This window comes from Aeromonas sp. S2(2024) (assembly GCF_041402505.1).
Classification (GTDB): domain Bacteria; phylum Pseudomonadota; class Gammaproteobacteria; order Enterobacterales; family Aeromonadaceae; genus Aeromonas; species Aeromonas media.
The window spans coordinates 78,146-100,262 of sequence record NZ_JBGLRL010000016.1 but is presented as its reverse complement, the minus strand read 5'-3'; the positions used below and the strand labels follow the sequence as shown (position 1 = coordinate 100,262).

Here is a 22,117-nt window from a genome sequence, read left to right as displayed (position 1 = left end):
GATGGATTACTACAACTGGCGGCGTCCACATCAACACAATGACGGGATCGCGCCAGCAAAAGCCGAGGATCGGCCTAACCAAGTGTCCGGATTTAGTTGACCACTACAAACACAATGACGGGATCGCGCCAGCAAAAGCCGAGGATCGGCCTAACCAAGTGTCCGGATTTAGTTGACCACTACAGTGTGACATGAACGGACATTACAGCTAGCCCACGCTAACTGACCAAAAGCGGGAGCGGTTTTGAATCCCCCTCTTATTCGCTGAGGCAAGCCCGCTTGTCCAGGCCGCGAGACAGGATGTCGAGCGAGCGGCGCCGGGCCATGGACGGCCCGTCGGCGCGTGCCGTCGGACAAGCGGGTGAGCCGAAGGAACCCGACGTAAGTCGGGCGAATAAGCGGGGGAGAAGACCTTTGGTGACTTTGGGTCTTTCCAAAGTCACTCGCCCAAGCCCGAAGGGCGGGCGAAACCCCTTCGAGGCCAGCGGCCTCGCGTCCTGCACGGCAAGGCCGTGCCACCACACAACGGCTCCTGCCGCCAACACCATTCCTCGGAACGGACGATTATGCCTGACGGCTAATCGACCCTACGATTGCACGGCGCAGCCGTGCCTGCTCGCCACAGGCACGGAGTCTGGCTGAACGCCCCGGATGCCACCGATAAAGGGGGCCTGGCCGCCCCTATCGGCCCAAAAACGCCTCCCAATCCTTGAACACCGGCTGCAACCCCGCCTGCCGCACGGCAGCGGCCACGTCGCCCAGGGTGCGATCGTCGTGGATGGCAAACTGCTCCAGCTCCTCCGCATCCCCTTCGGCATAGCCACCCGGCTGGGTGCGCGACTCGGCCGACATCTGGGTGATGCCAAGGCGCACCGCGCCGTTGCGAAACGTGGCCGATTCGCGGGTGGAGAGGGACAAGTCCAGGGTCGGCGAGAAGAGGCGCCAGGCACAGATAAGCTGGGCCAGCTGGCGATCCGACATGACCACTTCGGGCTCCAGCCCACCGGTGCAGGGGCGCAGGCGTGGAAACGACAATGAGTAGCGGCTCTGCCAGTGGTGGCGCTCAAGCCAGGCGAGGTGCTCGGCGACAAAGTAGCTGTCGGCACGCCAGTCCGCAGAGAGACCGATCAGCGCCCCCAGCCCTATCTTGTCGATGCCGGCGCGGCCCAGCCGATCCGGCGTGGCAAGGCGCCACGCGATGTCCTGCTTGTTGCCGCGCAGATGGTGGCGGGCGTAAGTGGGGGCGTGGTAGGTCTCCTGATAGACCATGACCGAATCGAGACCGAGGGTCTTGAGCTCGGCATATTCAGCTTGCGAGAGGGGCTGCACCTCCATCGCCAGGGTGCTGAAGTGGCGGCGGATGCGCGGCAGATGCTCGCGAAAGTAGTTCATGCCCACCTTGGTCTCGTGCTCGCCGGTCACCAGCAGCACGCTGTCGAAGCCCCGCGCCTTGAGGGCCAGGCACTCGCGCTCTATCTCTTCGCTGTTCAGGGTCTTGCGCTTCAGGCGGTTGCTCATGGAGAAGCCGCAGTAGGAGCAGTCGTTGGCGCACAGGTTCGACAGATAGAGAGGCACGTAGAAGCCCACTGTGTTGCCGAAACGCTGGCGGGTGAGGCGCTCGGCCTCGGCCGCCATCTGCGGCAGATACGCCTCGGCGGCCGGCGAGATCAGCGCCATAAAGTCCGCCAGGGTGCGGCGGGGGGCGCTCAGCGCCCGTGCCACGTCCGCGGCAGTCTTGGCGCGGATCTGCATGCCGATATCGTCCCACTCCAGCTCCTGCCAGCGGTCGAGAAAGGAAGGTTCGGCTTCATGCGCTCTCACCCCCGACGCCCTCACCCCCAGCCCCTCTCCCGGAGGGAGAGGGGGGCACAGTGCGGCAGAATCGGGGGACCCGTCGAAAGAGGGCATTGCCATTGGCTCTCGCCCTAAGCCAGCATCATGATTCATAGCGCCCCCAGAAAATCGGTCAGGGGGCTGGAGGCGCTGGCCTGGCTGCCGCGCGCCCCGAGGCCCGCCTTATAGGCGCTGCGACCGGCCTCGCAGGCCAGCGCGAAGGCGCGGCCCATGGCCATCGGATCCCCGCTCACGGCAATCGCCGTGTTCACCAGCACGGCGTCGGCCCCCAGTTCGAAGGCGGCGGCGGCGTGGCTCGGCGCACCTATCCCCGCATCCACCACCACGGGCACCTTGGCCTGCTCGACGATGATGGAGAGAAACTCCCGGGTCACCAGCCCCTGATTGGAGCCGATGGGCGCGCCCAGCGGCATCACGGCGGCACAACCCACCTCTTCGAGCCGTTTGCAGAGCACGGGATCGGCGCCGCAATAGGGCAGCACCACGAAGCCCTCTTTCACCAGCTGTTCGGCGGCCTTGAGGGTCTCTATGGGGTCTGGCAGCAGGTATTTGGGATCGGGGTGGATCTCGAGCTTGAGCCAGTTCGTCCCCAGCGCCTCCCGGGCCAGGTGGGCGGCAAACACCGCCTCGGCGGCTGTCTTGGCGCCCGAGGTGTTGGGCAACAGCTTGACCCCGAGGGCCAGCAGCGGCGTGAGGATATCATCGTGGCGCTTGCCGGGCTCGAGGCGCTTGATGGCCATGGTCACCAGTTGGGAGCCGCTCGCCGCTATGGCGGCCGCCATCAGGTCGGGGCGGGCAAACTTGCCGGTGCCGGTGAAGAGGCGCGATGAGAAGGTATGGTTCGCTATGGTCAGCATCTCAGCCTCCGGCGATGGCAGTGAAAAGGTGGATCTCGTCCCCGTCATTGAGGCGGGTGTCTGGCCAGCGGCTGCGGGGCAACACGGCGCCGTTGAGGGCCACCGCCACCCCCTGAGGAGCAATCTCCTGCACCGCCAGCAACTCAGTCAGGCGCTGGCCGGTGGGCAGCGTCAGCTCGATATCGTTCAATCGGATCTTCATGGTTAATCCTTCAGGGCCGGATTGGTGCTGCCGCAGACCGGGCAGTCGGGGTCGGCGGGCAGGCGCAAGGTCTGCCACTCATGGGTCAGGGCATCGAAGCGGCGCAGGGTGCCCGCCACCGTGCTGGGGCGCCCGAGCAGCAGCTTGAGTGCTTCCAGCGCCTGCAATGAGCCCATCACACCCACCAGGGGGCCGGTGACGCCGCTGCGCTGACAGCTCTCCCTTACTTCGGTATCCGCCGGGTAGAGGCAGGCGTAGCAGGCGTGTTCGCTGCTTGTGCGCGCCATCAGCTGACCCTGCCAGCCGACGGCGGCCGCCGAGATCCAGGGCTTGCCCTGCTCGACGCAGGCGGCGTTGATGGCGTGGCGGCTGGCGAGGTTGTCGCAGCAGTCGACAACCAGATCCACCTCGGCCACGAAGCCGGGTAGGCTAGTCCCATCGAGACGCTGGTTGATGGCGATCAGCTCCACGTGGGGGTTGTGGGCCGCCAATCGCTCCCTGGCCAGCTCCGCCTTGGAGCGGCGCAGCCCCTCCCCATCGAACAGGATCTGGCGCGGCAGATTGCTGGAATCCAGGGTGTCGCCATCGGCGAGCCAGAGCGTGCCCACCCCGGCCCCGGCGAGATAGAGGGACAGCGGCGAGCCAAGCCCCCCCAGACCGACGATCAGCACCGACTTGGCTTTCAGCCGCGCCTGCCCCTCTTCCCCTATCTCGGCCAGCATCAGCTGCCTGCCGTATCTCAGGTACTCTTCGTCGCTCAGCGACGCCTCGTCAGAGAGCATGTGCCACCTCCTTTGCCGGGATGGCGGAGCACGCCGGATCCCCCGCCCCCACGGCGGCCAGCAGGCGAGCCGTGGCCCCCCGCCAGTCGTCGCTCCCTGTGATGGCGGAGACCAGGGCTATGCTGCCGACCCCGCTCTCCTTGACTGCCGCCACGCGATCCTCGCCGATGCCGCCGATGGCGACCGTGGGCCACTGCGCCATCAGGGCGCGGTAGTGGTGCAGCCGCACCAGCCCCTGGGGGCGGGACGGCATCTGCTTGGTATTGGTGGGGAAGATATGGCCGAGCGCGATATAGGACGGAGCCAGCTCGCGGGCCCGCATCAGCTCGAAGTAGCCGTGGGTGGAGATGCCAAGGCGCAGGCCGGCGGCCTGAATGGCGGCGAGATCAGACGTTTCCATGTCCTCCTGACCCAGATGTACGCCGTAAGCACCAGCCTCGATGGCCTGCTGCCAGTAGTCGTTGATAAAGAGCCGGGCCCCGAAGCGGCGCCCCAGGGCCACCGCCGCTGCAATGGCGGGCATCACGGCATCGGCGGGCAGATCCTTGATGCGCAGTTGCAGCGTCCTGACCCCGGCTTCCAGCAGCCGCTCCAACCACTGCACCGAATCCACCACGGGATAGAGGCCGAGACAGTGTTCGGTCGAGGCAAAGGGCCCCTGTGGCAGGCGAGCGCTGCTTGTCTCATGCAGGCCGAAGCGGCGATCCAGCGTTGATCCTGTCAGGACGGCGCGGGGGAAGTGGGCAAGATCCCCGGGCCAGCCGAGATGGGCGATAGGGCCGGGACCGGTCCCCACCCCCTGCGCCCCTGCCAGCCCTTGCTGCAGGTAGGCGCGCGCCAGGGTGATGGCGTCCTCCACCGGGTAATCCAGAGCCACCACGGCCGCGATGGCGCTGGCGTAACAGCAGCCGGTGCCGTGGCCATGGCGGGTATTCAGGCGCGGCGCCGCGAGCCAGAACTCGCGGTGCTCATCCTGGTAGTAGTCCAGACAGAGATCCCCGCCCCACTCAAGGTGACCGCCCTTCACCAGGACGGCGCGGGCACCGAGCTCCCGCAGCCTGGCCGCGCCCGCGCTTACCAGCGCGGGGTTGGTCGCCGGAATGCCGGTCAGGGCTTCCAGCTCGGGGCCGTTGGGGGTGATGAGCGACAGCCTTGGCAACAGGTGCTCGCGCACCGCCGCCAGCATGTTGGGCTCCGCCATAGGGGTGCCAGTGCTGGCAATGGCCACCGGGTCATAGACCACGAAGGGGGCACCTATCGTATCGAGCCGCCGGGCCAGCACCTCCACATGGAGCCGGGTCGGCAGCAGACCGATCTTGATGGCGGCCGGGGGCAGATCGACGCCGAGGGCGTCGATCTGGGCGCAGAAGGTCTGCATCAGCACAGGATCCACCATCTTCACCGCCACCGAATTCTGGGCCGTGATGGCGGAGATGACGGAGCAGCCGTGCACCCCGAGGGCGTGCATCGTATGCAGATCGGCCTGAATGCCGGCCCCCCCCCCGGAATCTGAACCGGCTATGGTCCAGACGATGGGCTTGGTGCTCATGCTTCTTCCCGCTCCTCTTTGAGGGCCGCCGCCTGATGGTAGAGCTCGCCCCCCTTCTCCTTGAAGGTCTCCGCCATACGGTTCATCCCGCTTTCCACCTCGGCCACCACCCGCTCCTGCTGGCCATCCATGCCCACCAGCTTGATTTCGACTGCCTCCAATTTCGCGGCGTAGTCACGCACGTCCTGGGTGATCTTCATGGAGCAGAACTTGGGGCCGCACATGGAGCAGAAGTGCGCCACCTTGCCGGACTCCTGGGGCAGGGTCTCGTCGTGGTAGGCACGGGCGGTCTCGGGATCCAGCGCCAGGTTGAACTGATCCTCCCAGCGGAACTCGAAGCGCGCCTTGGACATGGCGTTGTCGCGGATCTGGGCGCCCGGGTGCCCCTTGGCAAGGTCGGCGGCATGGGCGGCGATCTTGTAGGTGATGAGGCCCTGCTTGACGTCCTCCTTGTTTGGCAGCCCCAGGTGCTCCTTGGGGGTGACGTAGCAGAGCATGGCGCAGCCGTACCAGCCGATCATGGCGGCGCCTATGCCGGAGGTGAAGTGATCGTAGCCGGGGGCGATGTCGGTGGTGAGCGGGCCCAGGGTGTAGAAAGGCGCCTCGTGGCAGTGCTCGAGCTGCTCCGTCATGTTGCGCTCTATCATGTGCATGGGCACGTGACCCGGCCCCTCTATCATCACCTGGACGTCGTACTCCCAGGCGATTTTGGTGAGCTCGCCCAGGGTGTGCAGCTCGGCGAACTGGGCCTCGTCGTTGGCGTCATAGACGGAGCCCGGACGCAGGCCGTCGCCGAGAGACAAGGCCACATCGTAGGCGGCGCAGATCTCGCAGATTTCGCGGAAATGCTGATAGAGGAAGTTCTCCTTGTGGTGGGAGAGGCACCACTTGGCCATGATGCTGCCGCCACGGGAGACGATGCCGGTGAGGCGCTTGGCGGTCATGGGCACATAGCGCAGCAGCACGCCGGCGTGGATGGTGAAGTAATCCACCCCCTGCTCGGCCTGTTCCAGCAGGGTGTCGCGGAACAACTCCCAGGTGAGATCCTCGGCAATGCCGTTGGTCTTCTCCAGCGCCTGGTAGATGGGCACGGTGCCGATGGGGACCGGGCTGTTGCGCAGGATCCATTCCCGGGTCTCGTGGATGTAGCGGCCGGTGGAGAGATCCATGACGGTGTCGGCGCCCCAGCGGGTGGACCAGACCAGCTTCTCCACTTCCTCCTCGATGCTGGAAGTGACTGCCGAGTTGCCTATGTTGGCGTTGATCTTCACCAGGAAGTTGCGGCCGATGATCATGGGCTCGGCTTCCGGGTGGTTGATGTTGCTGGGGATGATGGCGCGGCCGGCGGCCACCTCATCGCGCACGAATTCGGGGGTGATGTTCTCGGGCAGGCGGGCACCGAAGCCCTGGCCCGGATGCTGGCGCAGCAGCAGCTCGGATCGCACCCGCTCGCGACCCATGTTCTCGCGAATGGCGATGAACTCCATCTCCGGGGTGACCATCCCCTGACGGGCATAGTGCAGCTGGGTCACCCGGCGGCCCGGCTTGGCGCGCAGCGGCTTGGGCAAATTATCGAAACGCAGGTGATCCAGCCCCTCGTCGGCGAGGCGCTCCTGGGTGAAGGCGGAACTGAGATCATCCAGGGCTTCGGTGTCGCCACGCTCCAGCACCCAGGCTTCACGCAGGCGCGGCAGGCCGCGGCGCACGTCTATATCGGCGCTCTCGTCCCCATAGGCCCCCGAAGTGTCGTAGACGGGCACGGGATCATTGGGCTCGAACTGGGGCTCTTCCTTGCTGCCGCCGACGAAGGTGTCAGCCAGGACGATCTCCCGCAGACCCACCCGGATGTCGGGACGGGAACCCTGAATGAAGATGCGTCTGGAGTTGGGATGGGCCATGCCCTTGAGGTTGTCGATAAAGGCCTGGGCACTGGAGCGCTGCTCCCGGCGGCTGACGGGCACGGACTTGCTGTTTTCAGAAGAGGTAGACATAGCAAAACTCACATTAACTGGTTGAAGTTATGGGTGTTTGCTTGTCTGGAGTTCGAGGAGAAGTGATGAACTTGCGATCTGGGTGCGCTCTAAGGAGGGAGCGAGCACGGGATGGATCATCCCTGCTCTGCCGTCCCGTCCCCCTTGTCGGGGACATTCGCCGCCCTGACGGGCAAGCGGCGGGACGACCTCCCTCCTGTGCGCCAGCCCTTGCCCGGGGGCTCCCCTCAAGGCAAGGGGGAAGTGGCTACTCCCCCGGCGCGGCAACTCGCAAGTTACCCTTGTTTCCCTTCGCAGGTCTTAACCTGATCAGGTTCCACGGATCCCGAATTAACGGTCTCAGCTTTGCGTCGTTCGACGGTCAGCACTCCGACAAGATGGCGCCAGTATAAGTGGGGAATTTTAAAGTACAAGTCATTAACAAGGGGAAAGAACAACCAGCCAAGGACACGGCTCACTCATCGGAATCGAGTGTGTCCTCCGGGTTGGGGATCAGGATCTCGGTCAGACGGCCAGCATCATCCCGGCTCAGCACCAGCCGGCGGCCCGGTTGCAGATCGGCGAGGCTGCCGTTCACCCAGCGGGTGCCAGCATCAAACACCAGCACCCCCAGTTGCTGCAGCAACAATGTCTGACCCGTACCGGCGACCAGCCTGTCCTCCGCCCGCCGCCACTGGCCGCTCTGCACCGGATCCGGCTCAGCCGTGCGCAGCCGGATCTGCTCGGCAACGCCGTATCGGCTCTGGATGGCGAGGTGCATGCCGGGCCTGAGATCGTCATACTGCGCTATGCCGTGCAGCGCGGCGCTGCCGAGCTCGAGTTCGGCCCCCTGGAACTGCAGGCGGAGGCCGTCGTTGTGCTCCAGCTCCACCAGCCAGAGTTCGGGCTCGTCGGCAAGGGCGTGAAAGGAGAGCAGCAGGAACAAGGCGGTTCTGGTCATAGCAAACAGGCCCATGGTCAACCCGGCGAGGAGGTTTAACTATGGGCCTGGACGGGCAATTTTTCCGGTTCACTGGTGCGGCGGCTCAGTCGTCCTCCCGGCAGCGGCTCAGACGCATGCCATCGAAGCGGCACTCCAGCTCCAGCCAGCGCCCCTCGAAGGGGGCCAGGCTCTCATCCGAGGTGACATAGCCCCAGATCCGCCCCTGAGCCACCGGCCCCTCCAGCTCCATCTCATGCTCTTCTTCCAGCGGTTCCACCTCGCGGATCAGCCGCCTGTCTCCCTCCATCACCCCTTCCAGATCGACCCAGGTGCCGCCGAGATCGTCCTCGTCCAGACCGTCCTTGAAGCGGGTCTGATCATCGATCACGAAGGGAATACCGTTGACCATCAACTGGCCCAGTTGCCAGCTGGTGCGGCCGGTCAGCTTGAACTCGGCCGCCTGCACCAGACCAAAGGGCAATAAAATCAATAGCCAGAGGGCGCAGAGAGACTTCTTCATCGGGGATCCTCGGGGTTACACTGGCACACAGGATGTCTCATCCGGTGTGAAATGGCCGTGAAATGCTGGCCCAAACCAGGAGATCAGAGCATGAAAATACTGGTGGTGGAAGACAGTCCTCAGGTGGCTGAGACCGTCATGGATTATCTGGAGCTGGCCGGGCACAGGGTAGACTGCGCCTATCACGGCCAGGCAGCCCTGCAACTGCTGGCCGAGCAGCGTTTCGACGTCATCATCATGGACGTCATGATGCCGCGCCTGGACGGCCTGCACACCGTCGAGCGGTTGCGTTCGGACGGCATCGCCACCCCTGTGCTCTTTCTCACCGCCCGCGACAGCCTGGACGACAAGCTGGCAGGTTTCAAGGCGGGGGGCGACGACTACCTGGTCAAGCCGTTCGCCATGGAGGAGCTGGAGGTGAGGTTGCAGGCCCTGGCCCTGCGCGGCCCCCGCAGCGACATGGGGGCGTTGGCGTTCGGCGAGCTGGAGGTGGATCCCGCCGCGGGCCGCGCCACCCGCGCCGGGGTGGAGCTCAAGCTCGGCAAGATCCCGTTCCAGATCCTCAGCCTACTGGTGAAACGGGCCCCCCATCTGGTGACGCGCCAGGAGGTGCTCGACACCGTCTGGGGCGATGAGGAGCCCGACTCAGACGCCCTGCGCAGCCACATCTACGCCCTGCGCAACGCCCTGGACAAGCCCTTCCCCAGTCCCATGCTGGAGACATTGCACGGCCAGGGCTACCGGCTGGTCAAACCATGAGCCCCCCTGCCCCCCCAAGCCAGCAAGCCTTGAATCTGCCGAGCCTGCGCAAGCGCCTGATCCTGGCGCTGGGCGGGGCCGGCTTGTTGCTGCTGCTGATCCTGAGCCTGCTGATGGTGGTGGCCGAGGACAAGATGGAGGAGCTTAGCCTGCGCCACTGGCTGGAGGCCGAGGTCACCCGCTACAACGATGACTGGCTGCGGCTCGGCCATGCGGCTCCCGCCCCCAGCCCGCGCCAGTTCTCCAGCTACTGGACGGAGGCGGGACGCCTGCCAGCCTGGCTGAAACCCTACCAGACCCCCGGCTTCTTCGAGCACCAACTCGGCGAGGAGGACAAACACTTCCTGGTGCACGCCCACCCCTCGGGCAAGGGCCTGCTCTATCTGGTGTTCAACGACGACGCCGACGACTACCTGGATCCTTACGAAGACAGGCTGCACCTGGTCACCCGGCTGATCGGGCTGGCCCTGCTGCTCGGCTGCATAGCGTTCGGCATCTGGCTGGTACGCCACATCACCCGGCCCCTGGACAGGCTGCGTCAGCGCGTCGCCCACCTCACCCCGGATCAGGTCGACTTCGTGCCGGACGCCCCCTGGCAGGAGCTGCGGGAGATCGAGCTGGCGCTGCTGGCGGGCAAGCACGAGGTGGCCGCCGTGTTCGCCAGGGAGCAGGAGTTCAGCCGTTTCGCCAGCCATGAGCTGCGCACCCCCAACATGGTGATCCAGGGCTCGGCCGCCCTGCTCGGCAAGGTGACCGACCTGCCCGCCCCCGCAGCCCGGGCCGCCAGCCGCATTCGCGCCGCCAGCGACGAGATGGCCCTGCTCACCGAGACCTTCCTGCTGCTGGGGCGCAAGGAGGCGGTCGAGCGCCCCCCGCAATGGGTGGCACCGCTGATCGAGCGGGAGCTGGCGCGCCTCGCCCCCTTGCTGCAGCGGGAGAACCTAGACATCCGCCTCAATCTGGACGAGCAGAGCGAGGTGCAGGCCCCCCTCTCCCTGCTCGCCATCGCGCTCGGCAACCTGCTGAAGAATGCCCTGAGCTACGCCGAGGGTCACATCGAGATCGCGCTTCAGGGGCAGGTGCTCACCATCAGCAACCCCACGGCGGCGGCGCCGGATCAGATCCTGGGCTACGGCTGCGGCCTCACCATCATCCAGCGCATCTGCGAGAAGCTGGGCTGGCAGATAGAGACCCGGCTGGAGGATGGTGTCTTCAGTGCCAGGCTGGCGATGATCACCGTCGGATAGTTCCCTCTCCCTCCGGGAGAGGGTTAGGGTGAGGGCGCTATATCACCCGACTAGATAGCAACAAGGCGCCCGAGGGCGCCCTGTTTTTACCTGTCTGACACTCGTCCGGGACTCATTCCGCCGGCTTGTGCTTGCGACTCGCCTTGAGTTCCAGAAAATCGATGATCTTGCCCGCCACATCCTTGCCGGAGGCGGCTTCGACCCCTTGCAGGCCGGGGGAGGAGTTCACCTCCAGCACCAGGGGGCCACGGGCACTGCGCAGGATGTCCACCCCGGCCACGTCCAGGCCCATGATCTTGGCGGCCTGCACCGCGGTCGCCCGCTCTTCCGGGGTGATCTTGATGGCCGACGCCTCGCCGCCACGGTGCAGGTTGGAGCGAAACTCCCCCGGCTGGGCCTGACGACGCATGGCCGCCACCACCTTGCCACCCACCACCACGCAGCGAATGTCGGCGCCGTTGGCCTCGCGGATGTACTCCTGCACCAGGATGTTGTTGTTGGTCTGGATGAAGGCCTCGATCACGCTCTCGGCTGCCTTCTGGGTCTCGCACAGCACCACGCCTATCCCCTGGGTCCCCTCCAGCAGCTTCACCACCAGGGGCGCGCCGCCCACCATGGTGATGAGGTCGGGCACGTCGTGGGTGCTGTGGGCATAGCCGGTGATGGGCAGGCCGATGCCGTGGCGGGAGAGCAGTTGCATGGCACGCAGCTTGTCTCGGGAACGGGAGATGGCCACCGAGCTGTTGAGGGCCATGGTATTCATCATCTCGAACTGGCGCAGCACGGCGGTGCCATAGAAGGTGATGCTGGCACCGATGCGCGGGATCACGGCGTCATAGCTCGCCAGTTCCCGTCCTTCGTAGTGGATGGAGGGGCTGTGGGAGGCGATGTTCATGTAGCAACGCAGGGTGTCGAGCACCTCGACCTGATGCCCGCGCGCCTGCGCCACCTCGACCAGGCGGCGGGTGGAGTAGTTGTTGGGCTCGCGGGATAAAATGGCAATATTCATGACAATTCCGCTAGAAGGCAGTGCCTGGGCAGGATGGGGCGGGAGAGTATAAAGTGCCACAGCGCCAAGACAACGCCAATTGTTTCTCCTGACAACAAGACAAACCACGCAGAACTCTGCTATGCCATCCCGCTGTCATCCAGATGTAAAACGGCGGCACCAGACTGGTCTGTCCCCCAGTACAGGATGCCGCCGTTGTTCGTCAAAGATCAATCTGGACTGACAGGTCGCAACGCCTTAATTCAGGTTCGGCCCCAGCCAGCGCTCGGCCTCCACCAGCGTCATGCCTTTGCGCTGGGCATAGTCTTCCACCTGATCGGGCTGGATCTGCGCCACTGCGAAGTACTTGCTCTCGGGGTGGGAGAAGTACCAGCCGGACACCGCCGCCCCCGGCCACATGGCGTAGGACTCGGTGAGCTGCATACCGATGGCCTGCTCTACATCAAGCAGCTCCCAGATGCTGCCCTTCTCGGTGTGCTCCGGGCAGGCCGGGTAGCCCGGCGCCGGGCGTATGCCCTGATAGTTCTCGCGAATGAGCTCCTCGTTGCTGAGGGCCTCGTCGGGGGCATAGCCCCAGTGCCGCTTGCGCACCTGCTCGTGCAGGTACTCGGCGAAGGCTTCGGCGAGACGGTCGCACACCGCCTGGATCAGGATGGCGTTGTAGTCATCGTGATCCGCCTTGTAGGCTTGCGCTATGGCTTCCTCGCCGATGCCGCCGGTCACCGCGAAGGCGCCGATCCAGTCGGGCTTGCCGCTCTCCTTGGGGGCCACATAGTCCGCCAGACAGTAGTTCGGGAAGCCCTGCTTCTCGCTCTGCTGGCGCAGGTGGTGCAGCACCTTGATGACCTCGGTACGGGACTCGTCGCTGTAGACCTCTATGCTGTCCCCCACCCCGTTGGCAGGGAACAGGCCTATGATGCCGGCGCAGCGCACGCTCTGATCTTTCTCCAGCTGATCCAGCATGGCGTTGGCATCGGCAAACAGCTTGGTCGCCTCTTCGCCGATGATCTCGTCTTCCAGAATGCGCGGATACTTGCCCGCCAGCTCCCAGCTCAGGAAAAACGGCGTCCAGTCGATGTAGGGGCGCAGCACCGAGACGGGCACGTTTTCGAAGGTCTGCACGCCGGGCTCGCGGGGCGCAGGGGGCTCATAGCCGACCCAGTCAAGCTTATGGCGGTTGGCGCGGGCGTGGGCCAGGGAAACCGGCTTGGAGCGAGGCTGCTTGCGGGCATGCTGATCCCGCGCTATCTCGTACTCCTTGTCGATGCGGGCGACGAAGGCGGGCTTGAGCTCGGGGTTCAGCAGGCTCTGGGCCACCCCGACGGCGCGGGAGGCGTTGGACACATAGACCACGGGTTCGGAGTAGTTCTGCTCTATCTTCACCGCTGTGTGGGCCTTGGAGGTGGTGGCGCCGCCGATCAGCAGGGGCAGCTTGAAGCCCTGGCGCTCCATCTCTTTCGCCACGTGTACCATCTCGTCCAGGGACGGGGTGATCAGGCCGGACAGGCCTATGATGTCCGCCCCCACTTCCCGCGCCGTCTTGAGGATGGTCTCGCAAGAGACCATGACCCCGAGATCGACGATCTCGTAGTTGTTGCACTGCAGCACCACGCCGACGATGTTCTTGCCGATGTCGTGAACGTCCCCCTTGACGGTGGCCATCACTATTTTGCCGTTGCTGGAGCCGCCGGACTTCTCCGCCTCTATGTAGGGTTGCAGGTAGGCGACCGCCCGCTTCATCACTCGCGCCGACTTCACCACCTGGGGCAGGAACATTTTTCCGGCGCCGAACAGGTCACCCACCACGTTCATACCGTCCATCAGTGGCCCTTCGATCACGTGCAGCGGCTTGTCGGCCCCGGCCCGTGCCTCTTCGGTGTCCTCCTCGATGAAGTCGGTGATGCCCTTGACCAGGGCATGCTCCAGCCGCTTGCCCACCGGCCAGCTGCGCCACTCCTGATCCCGGGGATCCTCGGCCTGGGCGCCGGCGCCGCGATACTTCTCGGCGATGGCGAGCAGATCCTCGGTGGCGCTGTCACTCAAGTTGAGCACCACGGCCTCGACCTTCGCCTTCAGCTCCGCCGGAATGTCTTCGTAGATGGCGAGCTGACCGGCGTTGACTATCCCCATGTCCATACCGTTCTGGATAGCATGGTAGAGGAAGACGGCGTGAATGGCTTCCCGTACCGGCTCGTTGCCGCGGAAGGAGAAGGAGACGTTGGAGACGCCGCCGGAAATCATGGCGTGGGGCAGATGGGTCTTGATGTCCTTCACCGCCTCGATGAAGTCCACCGCGTAGTTGTTGTGCTCGTCGATGCCGGTCGCCACCGCGAAGATGTTGGGATCGAAGATGATGTCTTCCGGCGGGAAACCGACCCTGTCCACCAGGATCCGGTAGGCGCGCTGGCAGATCTCGAACTTGCGGGCACGGGTATCGGCCTGGCCCACCTCGTCGAACGCCATCACGATGACGGCGGCGCCGTAGCGGCGCAGCAACTTGGCCTGCTCGATGAATTTATCCTCCCCCTCCTTCATGGAGATGGAGTTGACCACAGGCTTACCCTGCACGCACTTGAGGCCCGCCTCCAGCACCTCCCACTTGGAAGAGTCGATCATCACGGGCACCCGGGCGATGTCGGGCTCGCCAGCGATGAGGTTCAGGAAGCGCACCATGGCCGCCTCGGCGTCCAGCATCCCCTCGTCCATGTTGATGTCGATGATCTGGGCGCCGCTCTCCACCTGCTGCTTGGCCACATCCAGGGCCTCGTCGTAGAGCCCCTCCTTGATGAGGCGCTTGAACTTGGCCGAGCCGGTGACGTTGGTGCGCTCCCCCACGTTCACGAACATGGATTCCGCCGTGATGATGAGGGGCTCGAGGCCGGACAGCCGGCAGGCCACCGGCAGCTCGGGCAGCGCGCGGGGCTTGATGCCCGCGACGGCGTCGCTCATGGCGCGAATATGGGTCGGGGTGGTGCCGCAGCAGCCCCCCACCAGGTTGAGGAAGCCGCTCTGGGCCCATTCGCGGATATGCTCCGCCATCTCGCCCGCGTCCAGGTCGTACTCGCCGAAGGCATTTGGCAGACCGGCGTTGGGGTGGGCGCTGACATGGGTCTCGCTGATGCGGGACAACTCCTCCACGTACTGGCGCAGCTCGTCCGGGCCGAGCGCACAGTTGAGGCCGAAGGAGACGGGTTTGACGTGGCGAAGCGAATGGTAGAAGGCTTCCGTGGTCTGACCCGAGAGGGTGCGGCCGGAGGCATCCGTGATGGTGCCGGAGATCATCACCGGCAGGCTGTAGCCCAGCTCTTCGAACACCAGATCCACCGCGAAGGCGGCGGCCTTGGCGTTGAGGGTGTCGAAGATGGTCTCGATCAGTATGAGGTCGGCGCCCCCCTCGATGAGGGCGTGGGTCGATTCTGTGTAGGCGGCCACCAGCTGGTCATAGGTGACATTGCGCTTGCCGGGGTCGTTCACGTCCGGCGAGATGGAGGCGGTGCGGTTGGTGGGGCCCAGCACTCCTGCCACGAAGCGCGGCTTGTGGGGCTCTTTGGCCGTCCACTCGTCCGCCACGGCACGGGCCAGACGGGCCGCCTCGCGGTTGATCTCGGCCGAGAACGCTTCCATCTCGTAATCGGCCATGGCGATGCGAGTGGCGTTGAAGGTGTTGGTCTCGAGGATGTCGGCCCCGGCGGCACAGTATTGATCGTGGATCTCGCGGATCACCGCCGGCCGGGTCAGCACCAGCAGATCGTTGTTGCCCTTGATGTCGGTATGCCAGTCGGCGAAGCGCTCGCCGCGATAATCCGCTTCGCCGAGCCTGTACCCCTGGATCATGGTGCCCATGGCACCGTCGATGATCAGGATCCGCTCCTTGAGACAGGCTTCCAGTTTCTTTGTTACGTCCGACTTCTTGCTCGACTCTATGCTCGACACCGCTTCTACCCCTTACATCCATGCAACTGCGTGAGGTCCATCCTAGCAGCAAAAAAATCAAATGGAAATCTAGCCGTCTATCTGTCCGAAATATCGAGCATATACTCACAAATGGGTAATGAGTAAGATGTGGCCCGAGAGTACCCTATGCCCGTCCTCAACGGGGATACGTGCTTGCTGTTTACTAAAGAGAAAAATAACTATGAGCGTCTACTACACACTCTGTTTCTTGGCAGCGTTGGCGATCTTCATCGCCTTTGCCAACCAGTATGTCGTGAAGATCCAGACCACCATCGCCATCACCGCAGGATCCATGCTGATCTCCGCCCTGATGGTGCTGTTTGGTAAGTTGGGTTGGTTCAATCTGGAACCTCTGGCCGTCGAGACCATGGAAAGCATCGACTTCCAGAACTTCCTGCTGAAGGGGATCCTGGGCTTCCTGCTGTTTGCCGGCGGTCTCGGCATCAATCTGAAGGCATTGCGCAGCCAGAAATGGGAGATCACCATTCTCTCCATAGTGGCGACCCTGCTCTCCACCTTCATCATCGGCTACGGCTTCTGGTTCATCGCCAAGCTGCTGGGCTGGGAACTGCCGCTGGTCTATTGCATGCTGTTCGGTGCCCTGATCTCCCCCACCGACCCCATTGCCGTGCTCGCCATCGTCAAGAAGATGAAGGCACCTCCCCAGATCGCCATCCAGATCGAAGGGGAGTCCCTGTTCAACGACGGGGTCGGCCTGGTGATCTTCGCCACCGTCTTCGCCGTGGCCTTTGGCGGCGTCGAGCCCACCTTCGGCAGCGTGGCTGGCCTGTTCCTGCATGAAGCCCTGGGCGGCATCCTGTTCGGCGCCGTGCTGGGCCTCATTGCCCACGTGATGATCAGCGCCACCGACGACGGCTCCCTGGAGCTGCTGCTGACGCTGTGTATTCCGACCGCAGGCTTCGCCTTTGCCAACATGATCGGCGTCTCCGGCGCCCTGGCCATGGTGGTCACCGGCATCATGATAGGCAACTGGACCCGCCAGTCCGGCTTCTCCGAGCAGAGCCGCCATCACCTGGATCACTTCTGGGAGTTGATGGATCAGTTCCTCAACGCCCTGCTGTTCCTGCTGATCGGCCTGGCCCTGGTGCTGCTGGATCTGGCCTGGCAAGACTGGATCCTGCTGGTCATCGCGGTGCCGCTCTGCCTCGCCGCCCGCTTCATCAGCGTCTCCCTGCCCTATGTGGCCTTCCGCAAGTTCCGCAGCTACAACCGCTTCTCGGTGCGCATCCTCACCTGGGGCGGCCTGCGCGGCGGTCTGGCCATGGCCATGGCGCTGGCACTGCCCTCCGGGGTCATGGTGCTGCCAGAGCAGGGCGTCGATCTGCGGGAGGTGATCCTGGTGATGACCTACTCGGTGGTGATGTTCTCCATCGTGGTGCAAGGCATGACCATCACCCCGATGATCACCGCCGCCAAGAAGGCCAGCGGCGACTACTGAGTCAGCCGCAGGCCGTGACTGGCAAAGGCAGAAGGGCTCCCTCGGGAGCCCTTCTCGTTGGCGGTCTGGCAATGGAAGATGCGGCATCGTCGCGACATCGCACAATTAGTGTTTGCTTTTTATTCATTTCGAAGAGAGAATGCGCGCCGGCTAGTTAATCAGCCCAGTTTATGTTCGCAATGCTTCAACGTTAGATGAATCCTGCCAGTACCCACATAACCTTCCTCTGATTTACTCGCCTTGAGAACCGTCAGGCTGTCTGCCTGCGTTGCCCGGCTCTCACGGTGCAGACCCGATCTGCCCACCCAATTTGAACTATGCATCCGCATATTCCTTGATAGTGCAGACGCCCTTATGGGGCTGGGTATTCCTGCGCGGATCTGACCGCGCCCATTGACCTACATTTGCAAATACAAGGAGCAATTATTTAATTTATATAGAGAAATACCATGATGAAAGCCGTACAAACACACAAACCCCTGCGTCGCAGCAAACCCATCAACCTACCCGTGCAAGAGCATGACTATGATGCGTTTCTGATCCAGTTCAGCACCCGCTCCAGCGGTGGCTTCGCCATCTCCTGTGATGGCATCCCTGGCGAGTTCTCCATCGAAGAACTCAACTGATCCTGCCCACCGGCAGCACCCGATGCAGACAGGCCGCAACTCACGGCGGCCCCCTTGTCTCCCTCGCCTTCAACCTTATGATCCCCTCTTCTGATTGACGGCCCTGCCATCCCTCAGACAGTACAGGCCTGGGTATCGGCCGCTTCCAGCAACAGACACTCGTCGGCATCCTCGCTCAGCCTGACCAGACGGCTGCGCACCAGACCCAGCTTGCCCAGCAGCGCCACAGATCGCTCGTTGCCCGGGGTGACGATGGCGATGACCCGCTCGATGCCAAGCCGCTCCCGCCCATCCTTGATCGCCGCCTGCGCCGCCTCTATGCCATAGCCCTGACCACGCCAGGCGGGCAGGAAGGCGTAGCCGATGTCTTCGCACGGCAGGGTGTCGCGCTTGATGAGCCCGCAGATGCCCAACTTGGCCTCGTCTTCCCGTCGCATCACCAGATAGAGACCGTGCCCGTGCTGGGCATAGCTGACCGCCGGCCCCTGCTGAATGTAGTTTTCGGCGTCGTCCAGGGTGCGGATCCCGCGATCGCCGATGTAGCGATGGAAATCGGGGTCGTTGAGCAGTTCGAGAATGAAGGGGGCATCGTCGGTATTGAGCTCGCGCAGGATGAGGCGCTCGGAGAAGATCATGGCTAAGGGCTCGTGTGATGAGAACAACAGCCATCAAGACTGCCCCCACGGCCGGCGCTTGGCAAGATCCCCGGCCAAAAGGAGGCCGTCATGGACCGCAAACCGGCGACCACAGCCCCCGGCAGCCGACATTTAGTCCCTGCCACATGAGTCGCACGGCGGTTCCGGCTATACTGCCCGCCCTATCCCAATCCACAGTACAACAAACAGGAGATCCCCCATGACGGACACCACCGAATTCTTTGACGAACAGACGCTGCTGGAGATGGTGGACAACCAGCTCGCCGACGGCCATCCCCTGCAGGTGAAAGCCACCCTGATGCGACTGGTGATGAAGGGCACCCCGCGGGACGAGGCGCTGCAATACATCGCCTGCGCCCTCGGTGCCGAGCTGATGGCCATGGAGGCCGAACAGGGCCCCTTCAACCTGACCCGCTACGCCGAGTTCCTCGACTGCCTGCCCGAGATGCCCTGGGCCGAATAACGCCCCCTCATCAGGCGGGCCGCGCCAGCAGACATTATCATTACTGCCACCACCAATGACGGGAGTATGGGGCTATGCGCTGGCAAGATCGCCGTGAGAGCAGCAACGTGGAAGACAGGCGCCAACAGGGCAGTGGCAGCGGGGGCGGCGGCCTGCCCCTCGGCGGCAAGGGCCGCCTCATCCTGATTGTCGTGGTCATGGTGGCGGGTTACTACGGCGTGGACTTGAGCCCATTGCTCGACGAGCCGGCCCAGCAGAGCCAGACGCCGCGCCAGAATGTGTCTCAGCTGGCCAGCGATCCCCTGGCCAGATTCACCTCTGTGATGCTCGCCTCCACCGAAGACACCTGGGGCGAGATCTTCTCCCGAAGCGGCAACCAGTATCAGCCCCCCAGGCTGGTGCTCTATCGCGGAGCCACCCAGACCGGCTGCGGTCAGGGCCAGTCGGTCATGGGTCCCTTCTATTGCCCCGCAGACAGCACAGTCTACATCGATCTCTCCTTCTATCAGGACATGCGCGACAAGCTCGGGGCCGATGGCGACTTCGCCCAGGGCTATGTGGTCGCCCACGAGGTGGGCCACCACGTGCAGTACCTGCTCGGCATCTCGACCAAGGTGCGCCAGCAACAACAGGGGCTGAGCCAGGCCGCGCAGAACAAGCTGTCGGTCAAACTCGAATTGCAGGCCGACTGTTTCGCCGGGGTCTGGGGTCACCATATGGAGAAGGAGCAGGTGCTGGAGCACGGCGATCTGGAAGAGGCCCTCAACGCCGCCCAGGCCATAGGTGACGACCGCCTGCAGCAGAGGGGTCAGGGCCGGGTGGTGCCCGACAGCTTCACCCACGGCAGCTCGGCCCAGCGCCTCGCCTGGTTCAAGCGGGGCTTTGACAGCGGCAAGCCCGCCAGCTGCGACACCTTCGCCGCCCGCTGAGCCGGACCAGACGACAAGGCCGGATCCCCAGGGATCCGGCCTTGTCGCATCCAGCAAACGGGAGATGAGCCTGCCGCCGTCAGGGGGCCTCATCCGGCAGCAGATCGGTAAAGACGAAGCCATCCCGCACCACTGTCTCCCCCACCCGGATCGCCAGGGGCCGTAGGAACATGGGGCCATCAAAGGCCAGGGTGTGGAACTCGCCGTTCTCACCGCACGGATCCACCCCGTCCGGCAGCGCCGCCAGCAACACCTCGTCGAACTCGTGCCCCCCCAGGCTCATATCCAGCTTCTTGGGGTCGAGCGTGCTGATCCTGGCCCTCAAGCCGGCGGCCATCATCTCCTGCGCCAGCTCGCTCGTGTCGCTACCCCAGAGCGGGAACAGGGGTGCTATGCCGGTGCCCGCCAGCTGTTTCTCTCTATAGGCGCGCACATCTTCGAGGAAGAGATCCCCGAATGCCATGTGGCGGATCCCTATGGCCAGCACCTCGGCGATGAAGCTGGTCATGATCCGGCCATACTCTTCGTTGCTGCAGGGCCAGGGCAGATCGATGCAGTGCAGTGGCAGCCCCACGCACGCAGCCTGCTCCGTCAGCAACTGCTTGCGCACCCCGTGCATGGCCACCCGCTCGAACGCCTGATTCAGGGTGGTGAAGAGCCCCACCACCTCGATCGCCGGATCCTGGCGCAAGCGATGCAGGGCCCAGGCGCTGTCTTTTCCGCTGCTCCAGGAGAGCAGTACCTTTTTCTTCGTCATGATCTCTCCAATCCCTTGTCGCAAGGTGCTGCAAGACAGTGTTGCGAATTGTGCGATTTACATCGAGGGACACAAAAGCATACCCTCGTGGGTGAGCGTATCCCCGCAGAACGTGGGGGAGAATAACTAAAAAAACGATGGGAAACATAAGGATATGACCACAGTCAGCACACATTATGACCACAATCGCCCCCTCAACCGACAGGATTACAAGACCCTGAGCCTGGCGGCTCTGGGCGGCGCCCTCGAATTCTACGACTTCATCATCTTCGTCTTCTTCGCCGTGGTGATAGGCGAGCTGTTCTTCCCGGCGGACATTCCCGAGTGGCTGCGCCAGTTCCAGACCTTCGGCATCTTCGCCGCCGGTTACCTGGCCCGCCCGCTGGGCGGCATCATCATGGCCCACTTCGGCGATCTCATCGGCCGTAAGCGGATGTTCACCCTCAGCATCATCCTGATGGCGCTGCCGACCCTGCTGATCGGCCTGCTGCCCACCTATGCCACCCTCGGCATCGCCGCCCCGCTGTTGCTGTTGCTGCTGCGGATCCTGCAAGGGGCAGCCATCGGGGGCGAAGTCCCGGGGGCCTGGGTCTTCGTGGCCGAACACGTACCCGCCCGCCGGGTCGGCGTCGCCTGCGGCACCCTCACGGCAGGGCTGACGGCCGGCATACTGCTCGGCTCCCTGGTGGCCACCGCCATCAACCGCGGCATGAGCCCGATCGAGGTGAGCGAGTGGGGCTGGCGTCTGGCCTTCGTGCTCGGCGGTGTGTTCGGCATCGTCGCCATGTACCTGCGCCGCTGGCTGCACGAGACCCCGGTCTTCGCCGAGATGCAGGCGAACAAGGCCCTGGCCGAGGAGCTGCCCCTCAAGACGGTGCTCCGTGAACACAAGGGCAGCGTCATCGTCTCCATGCTGCTGACCTGGCTGCTCTCCGCCGGCATCGTCGTGGTGATCCTGATGACCCCGACCTATCTGCAGAAGGTGCATGGCATCAGCCCCGCCGATGCCCTGACCGCCAACTCCCTGGCCATCGTCGCGCTCACCCTGGGCTGCATCTTCTACGGTCGACTGATAGACAGCCTCGGCAGCGGCCCCACCTTCGTCCTGGGTTCCCTGCTGCTGGCCGGTGCCACCTATGCCTTCTACCACAGCCTGGCGGCGGGCATGGATCAGCTGATACCGCTCTACATGCTGGCGGGCTTTGCGGTGGGGATCGTCGGCGCCGTGCCCTATGTCATGGTCAACGCCTTCCCGCCCGTGGTGCGCTTCTCCGGGCTGTCGTTCTCCTACAACGTGGCCTACGCCATCTTCGGCGGGCTCACTCCCATGCTGGTCACCCTCTGGATGAAGAACGACGTGCTGGCACCCTCCCACTATGTGGTCAGTCTGGCCGGTCTCGGCTTCGTACTGGGCCTCTGGCTCTGGCTGCGCCAGCGCACTCGGCGTCAGGTCACGCCACAAACCGCCTGATCAATACGGACCCCGGACTGTCGGGGCCCGCTTGTTCCGGCTATATTCAGCCGGGCTCCCGTAGAGTTGCCCCCCCTTAAGGCCAGACCCGCGTCTGGCCCTGTTGTTTG

19 protein-coding genes and 1 riboswitch are annotated in these 22,117 nt (G+C 64.2%); of the genes, 7 read left to right on the top strand and 12 right to left on the bottom strand.

Features of this window, described 5'->3' with window-relative positions:
• Positions 1-681: 681 nt before the first annotated feature.
• The 8 genes from thiH to ACB039_RS15770 all read right to left on the bottom strand — a co-directional run bounded on the left by thiH (position 682) and on the right by ACB039_RS15770 (position 8,677).
• The gene (gene thiH, locus ACB039_RS15805) at positions 682-1,908 is read right to left on the bottom strand and encodes a 2-iminoacetate synthase ThiH (RefSeq protein ID WP_371166013.1); all 1,227 of its coding nucleotides are present in this window, start codon (positions 1,906-1,908) and stop codon (positions 682-684) included.
• A 35-nt stretch (positions 1,909-1,943) separates the two neighbouring features.
• Positions 1,944-2,711, bottom strand: a complete 768-nt coding sequence (locus tag ACB039_RS15800) for a thiazole synthase (protein ID WP_371166012.1) — start codon at positions 2,709-2,711, stop codon at positions 1,944-1,946.
• 1 nt (position 2,712) lies between these two features.
• Positions 2,713-2,913, bottom strand: a complete 201-nt coding sequence (gene thiS / locus ACB039_RS15795; RefSeq protein ID WP_005331003.1) for a sulfur carrier protein ThiS — start codon at positions 2,911-2,913, stop codon at positions 2,713-2,715.
• Positions 2,914-2,915: 2 nt separating this feature from the next.
• The gene (locus tag ACB039_RS15790) at positions 2,916-3,695 is read right to left on the bottom strand and encodes a ThiF family adenylyltransferase (protein ID WP_371166011.1); all 780 of its coding nucleotides are present in this window, start codon (positions 3,693-3,695) and stop codon (positions 2,916-2,918) included.
• On the bottom strand, positions 3,685-5,244 hold the full coding sequence (gene thiE / locus ACB039_RS15785; protein ID WP_371166010.1) for a thiamine phosphate synthase: 1,560 nt from the start codon (positions 5,242-5,244) through the stop codon (positions 3,685-3,687). Before thiE ends, ACB039_RS15790 begins: the two co-directional genes overlap by 11 nt.
• Positions 5,241-7,235 (bottom strand): phosphomethylpyrimidine synthase ThiC, encoded by a 1,995-nt coding sequence (thiC, locus tag ACB039_RS15780; RefSeq protein ID WP_371166009.1) that lies wholly within the window; start codon positions 7,233-7,235, stop codon positions 5,241-5,243. Before thiC ends, thiE begins: the two co-directional genes overlap by 4 nt.
• A 268-nt stretch (positions 7,236-7,503) precedes the next feature.
• A riboswitch (TPP riboswitch) is annotated at positions 7,504-7,617 on the bottom strand.
• A 72-nt stretch (positions 7,618-7,689) separates the two neighbouring features.
• Entirely contained in the window at positions 7,690-8,175 is a 486-nt protein-coding gene (locus ACB039_RS15775; RefSeq protein ID WP_371166008.1) for a hypothetical protein, read from the bottom strand.
• Between the two features lie 85 nt (positions 8,176-8,260).
• A complete protein-coding gene (locus tag ACB039_RS15770; protein ID WP_371166007.1) occupies positions 8,261-8,677 on the bottom strand; it encodes a hypothetical protein in 417 nt (138 codons plus the stop codon).
• 90 nt (positions 8,678-8,767) lie between these two features.
• Here ACB039_RS15770 and ACB039_RS15765 point away from each other — a divergent pair, with 90 nt between their 5' ends.
• The gene (locus tag ACB039_RS15765) at positions 8,768-9,436 is read left to right on the top strand and encodes a response regulator transcription factor (protein WP_371166006.1); all 669 of its coding nucleotides are present in this window, start codon (positions 8,768-8,770) and stop codon (positions 9,434-9,436) included.
• 29 nt (positions 9,437-9,465) lie between these two features.
• Positions 9,466-10,683: a HAMP domain-containing sensor histidine kinase gene (locus ACB039_RS15760; protein ID WP_081934504.1), complete on the top strand. Its 1,218-nt coding sequence runs from the start codon at positions 9,466-9,468 to the stop codon at positions 10,681-10,683.
• 112 nt (positions 10,684-10,795) lie between these two features.
• Here the strand turns inward: ACB039_RS15760 and rimK are convergent, their stop codons facing one another.
• Both rimK and metH read right to left on the bottom strand, forming a co-directional pair.
• Positions 10,796-11,692: a 30S ribosomal protein S6--L-glutamate ligase gene (rimK, locus tag ACB039_RS15755; RefSeq protein ID WP_005326726.1), complete on the bottom strand. Its 897-nt coding sequence runs from the start codon at positions 11,690-11,692 to the stop codon at positions 10,796-10,798.
• A 237-nt stretch (positions 11,693-11,929) separates the two neighbouring features.
• Entirely contained in the window at positions 11,930-15,625 is a 3,696-nt protein-coding gene (gene metH, locus ACB039_RS15750; RefSeq protein ID WP_371166005.1) for a methionine synthase, read from the bottom strand.
• A 202-nt stretch (positions 15,626-15,827) separates the two neighbouring features.
• Here metH and ACB039_RS15745 point away from each other — a divergent pair, with 202 nt between their 5' ends.
• The gene (locus ACB039_RS15745; protein WP_371166004.1) at positions 15,828-17,105 is read left to right on the top strand and encodes a cation:proton antiporter; all 1,278 of its coding nucleotides are present in this window, start codon (positions 15,828-15,830) and stop codon (positions 17,103-17,105) included.
• A 449-nt stretch (positions 17,106-17,554) separates the two neighbouring features.
• Positions 17,555-17,731 carry a hypothetical protein gene (locus ACB039_RS15740; RefSeq protein ID WP_005326732.1) on the top strand — a complete coding sequence of 59 codons (177 nt, stop codon included), beginning with the start codon at positions 17,555-17,557 and terminating at the stop codon, positions 17,729-17,731.
• A 113-nt stretch (positions 17,732-17,844) separates the two neighbouring features.
• Here the strand turns inward: ACB039_RS15740 and ACB039_RS15735 are convergent, their stop codons facing one another.
• On the bottom strand, positions 17,845-18,366 hold the full coding sequence (locus ACB039_RS15735) for a GNAT family N-acetyltransferase (RefSeq protein WP_041206779.1): 522 nt from the start codon (positions 18,364-18,366) through the stop codon (positions 17,845-17,847).
• Positions 18,367-18,586: 220 nt separating this feature from the next.
• On the opposite strand from ACB039_RS15735, the gene ACB039_RS15730 reads away from it, so the two are divergent.
• Both ACB039_RS15730 and ACB039_RS15725 read left to right on the top strand, forming a co-directional pair.
• On the top strand, positions 18,587-18,850 hold the full coding sequence (locus ACB039_RS15730; RefSeq protein ID WP_005331711.1) for a hypothetical protein: 264 nt from the start codon (positions 18,587-18,589) through the stop codon (positions 18,848-18,850).
• Positions 18,851-18,924: 74 nt separating this feature from the next.
• Positions 18,925-19,779 carry a neutral zinc metallopeptidase gene (locus ACB039_RS15725; protein ID WP_371166003.1) on the top strand — a complete coding sequence of 285 codons (855 nt, stop codon included), beginning with the start codon at positions 18,925-18,927 and terminating at the stop codon, positions 19,777-19,779.
• 79 nt (positions 19,780-19,858) lie between these two features.
• On the opposite strand, the gene ACB039_RS15720 is transcribed toward ACB039_RS15725, so the two are convergent.
• Positions 19,859-20,536, bottom strand: a complete 678-nt coding sequence (locus tag ACB039_RS15720) for an ATP-binding protein (protein WP_371166002.1) — start codon at positions 20,534-20,536, stop codon at positions 19,859-19,861.
• Positions 20,537-20,690: 154 nt separating this feature from the next.
• On the opposite strand from ACB039_RS15720, the gene ACB039_RS15715 reads away from it, so the two are divergent.
• Positions 20,691-22,007 carry an MFS transporter gene (locus ACB039_RS15715; protein WP_371166001.1) on the top strand — a complete coding sequence of 439 codons (1,317 nt, stop codon included), beginning with the start codon at positions 20,691-20,693 and terminating at the stop codon, positions 22,005-22,007.
• Positions 22,008-22,117: the final 110 nt, after the last annotated feature.

Bases quoted from the DNA above. Each gene is read 5' to 3' on its own strand.
- ACB039_RS15730 (WP_005331711.1), top strand. From the start codon at position 18,587: ATGACGGACACCACCGAATTCTTTGACGAACAGACGCTGCTGGAGATG.
- thiH (WP_371166013.1), bottom strand. From the start codon at position 1,908: ATGCCCTCTTTCGACGGGTCCCCCGATTCTGCCGCACTGTGCCCCCCT.
- thiE (WP_371166010.1), bottom strand. From the start codon at position 5,244: ATGAGCACCAAGCCCATCGTCTGGACCATAGCCGGTTCAGATTCCGGG.
- ACB039_RS15735 (WP_041206779.1), bottom strand. From the start codon at position 18,366: ATGATCTTCTCCGAGCGCCTCATCCTGCGCGAGCTCAATACCGACGAT.
- ACB039_RS15745 (WP_371166004.1), top strand. From the start codon at position 15,828: ATGAGCGTCTACTACACACTCTGTTTCTTGGCAGCGTTGGCGATCTTC.
- rimK (WP_005326726.1), bottom strand. From the start codon at position 11,692: ATGAATATTGCCATTTTATCCCGCGAGCCCAACAACTACTCCACCCGC.
- thiS (WP_005331003.1), bottom strand. From the start codon at position 2,913: ATGAAGATCCGATTGAACGATATCGAGCTGACGCTGCCCACCGGCCAG.
- ACB039_RS15720 (WP_371166002.1), bottom strand. From the start codon at position 20,536: ATGACGAAGAAAAAGGTACTGCTCTCCTGGAGCAGCGGAAAAGACAGC.
- ACB039_RS15765 (WP_371166006.1), top strand. From the start codon at position 8,768: ATGAAAATACTGGTGGTGGAAGACAGTCCTCAGGTGGCTGAGACCGTC.
- ACB039_RS15725 (WP_371166003.1), top strand. From the start codon at position 18,925: ATGCGCTGGCAAGATCGCCGTGAGAGCAGCAACGTGGAAGACAGGCGC.
- ACB039_RS15800 (WP_371166012.1), bottom strand. From the start codon at position 2,711: ATGCTGACCATAGCGAACCATACCTTCTCATCGCGCCTCTTCACCGGC.
- ACB039_RS15740 (WP_005326732.1), top strand. From the start codon at position 17,555: ATGATGAAAGCCGTACAAACACACAAACCCCTGCGTCGCAGCAAACCC.
- ACB039_RS15715 (WP_371166001.1), top strand. From the start codon at position 20,691: ATGACCACAGTCAGCACACATTATGACCACAATCGCCCCCTCAACCGA.
- ACB039_RS15775 (WP_371166008.1), bottom strand. From the start codon at position 8,175: ATGACCAGAACCGCCTTGTTCCTGCTGCTCTCCTTTCACGCCCTTGCC.
- ACB039_RS15790 (WP_371166011.1), bottom strand. From the start codon at position 3,695: ATGCTCTCTGACGAGGCGTCGCTGAGCGACGAAGAGTACCTGAGATAC.
- thiC (WP_371166009.1), bottom strand. From the start codon at position 7,235: ATGTCTACCTCTTCTGAAAACAGCAAGTCCGTGCCCGTCAGCCGCCGG.
- ACB039_RS15770 (WP_371166007.1), bottom strand. From the start codon at position 8,677: ATGAAGAAGTCTCTCTGCGCCCTCTGGCTATTGATTTTATTGCCCTTT.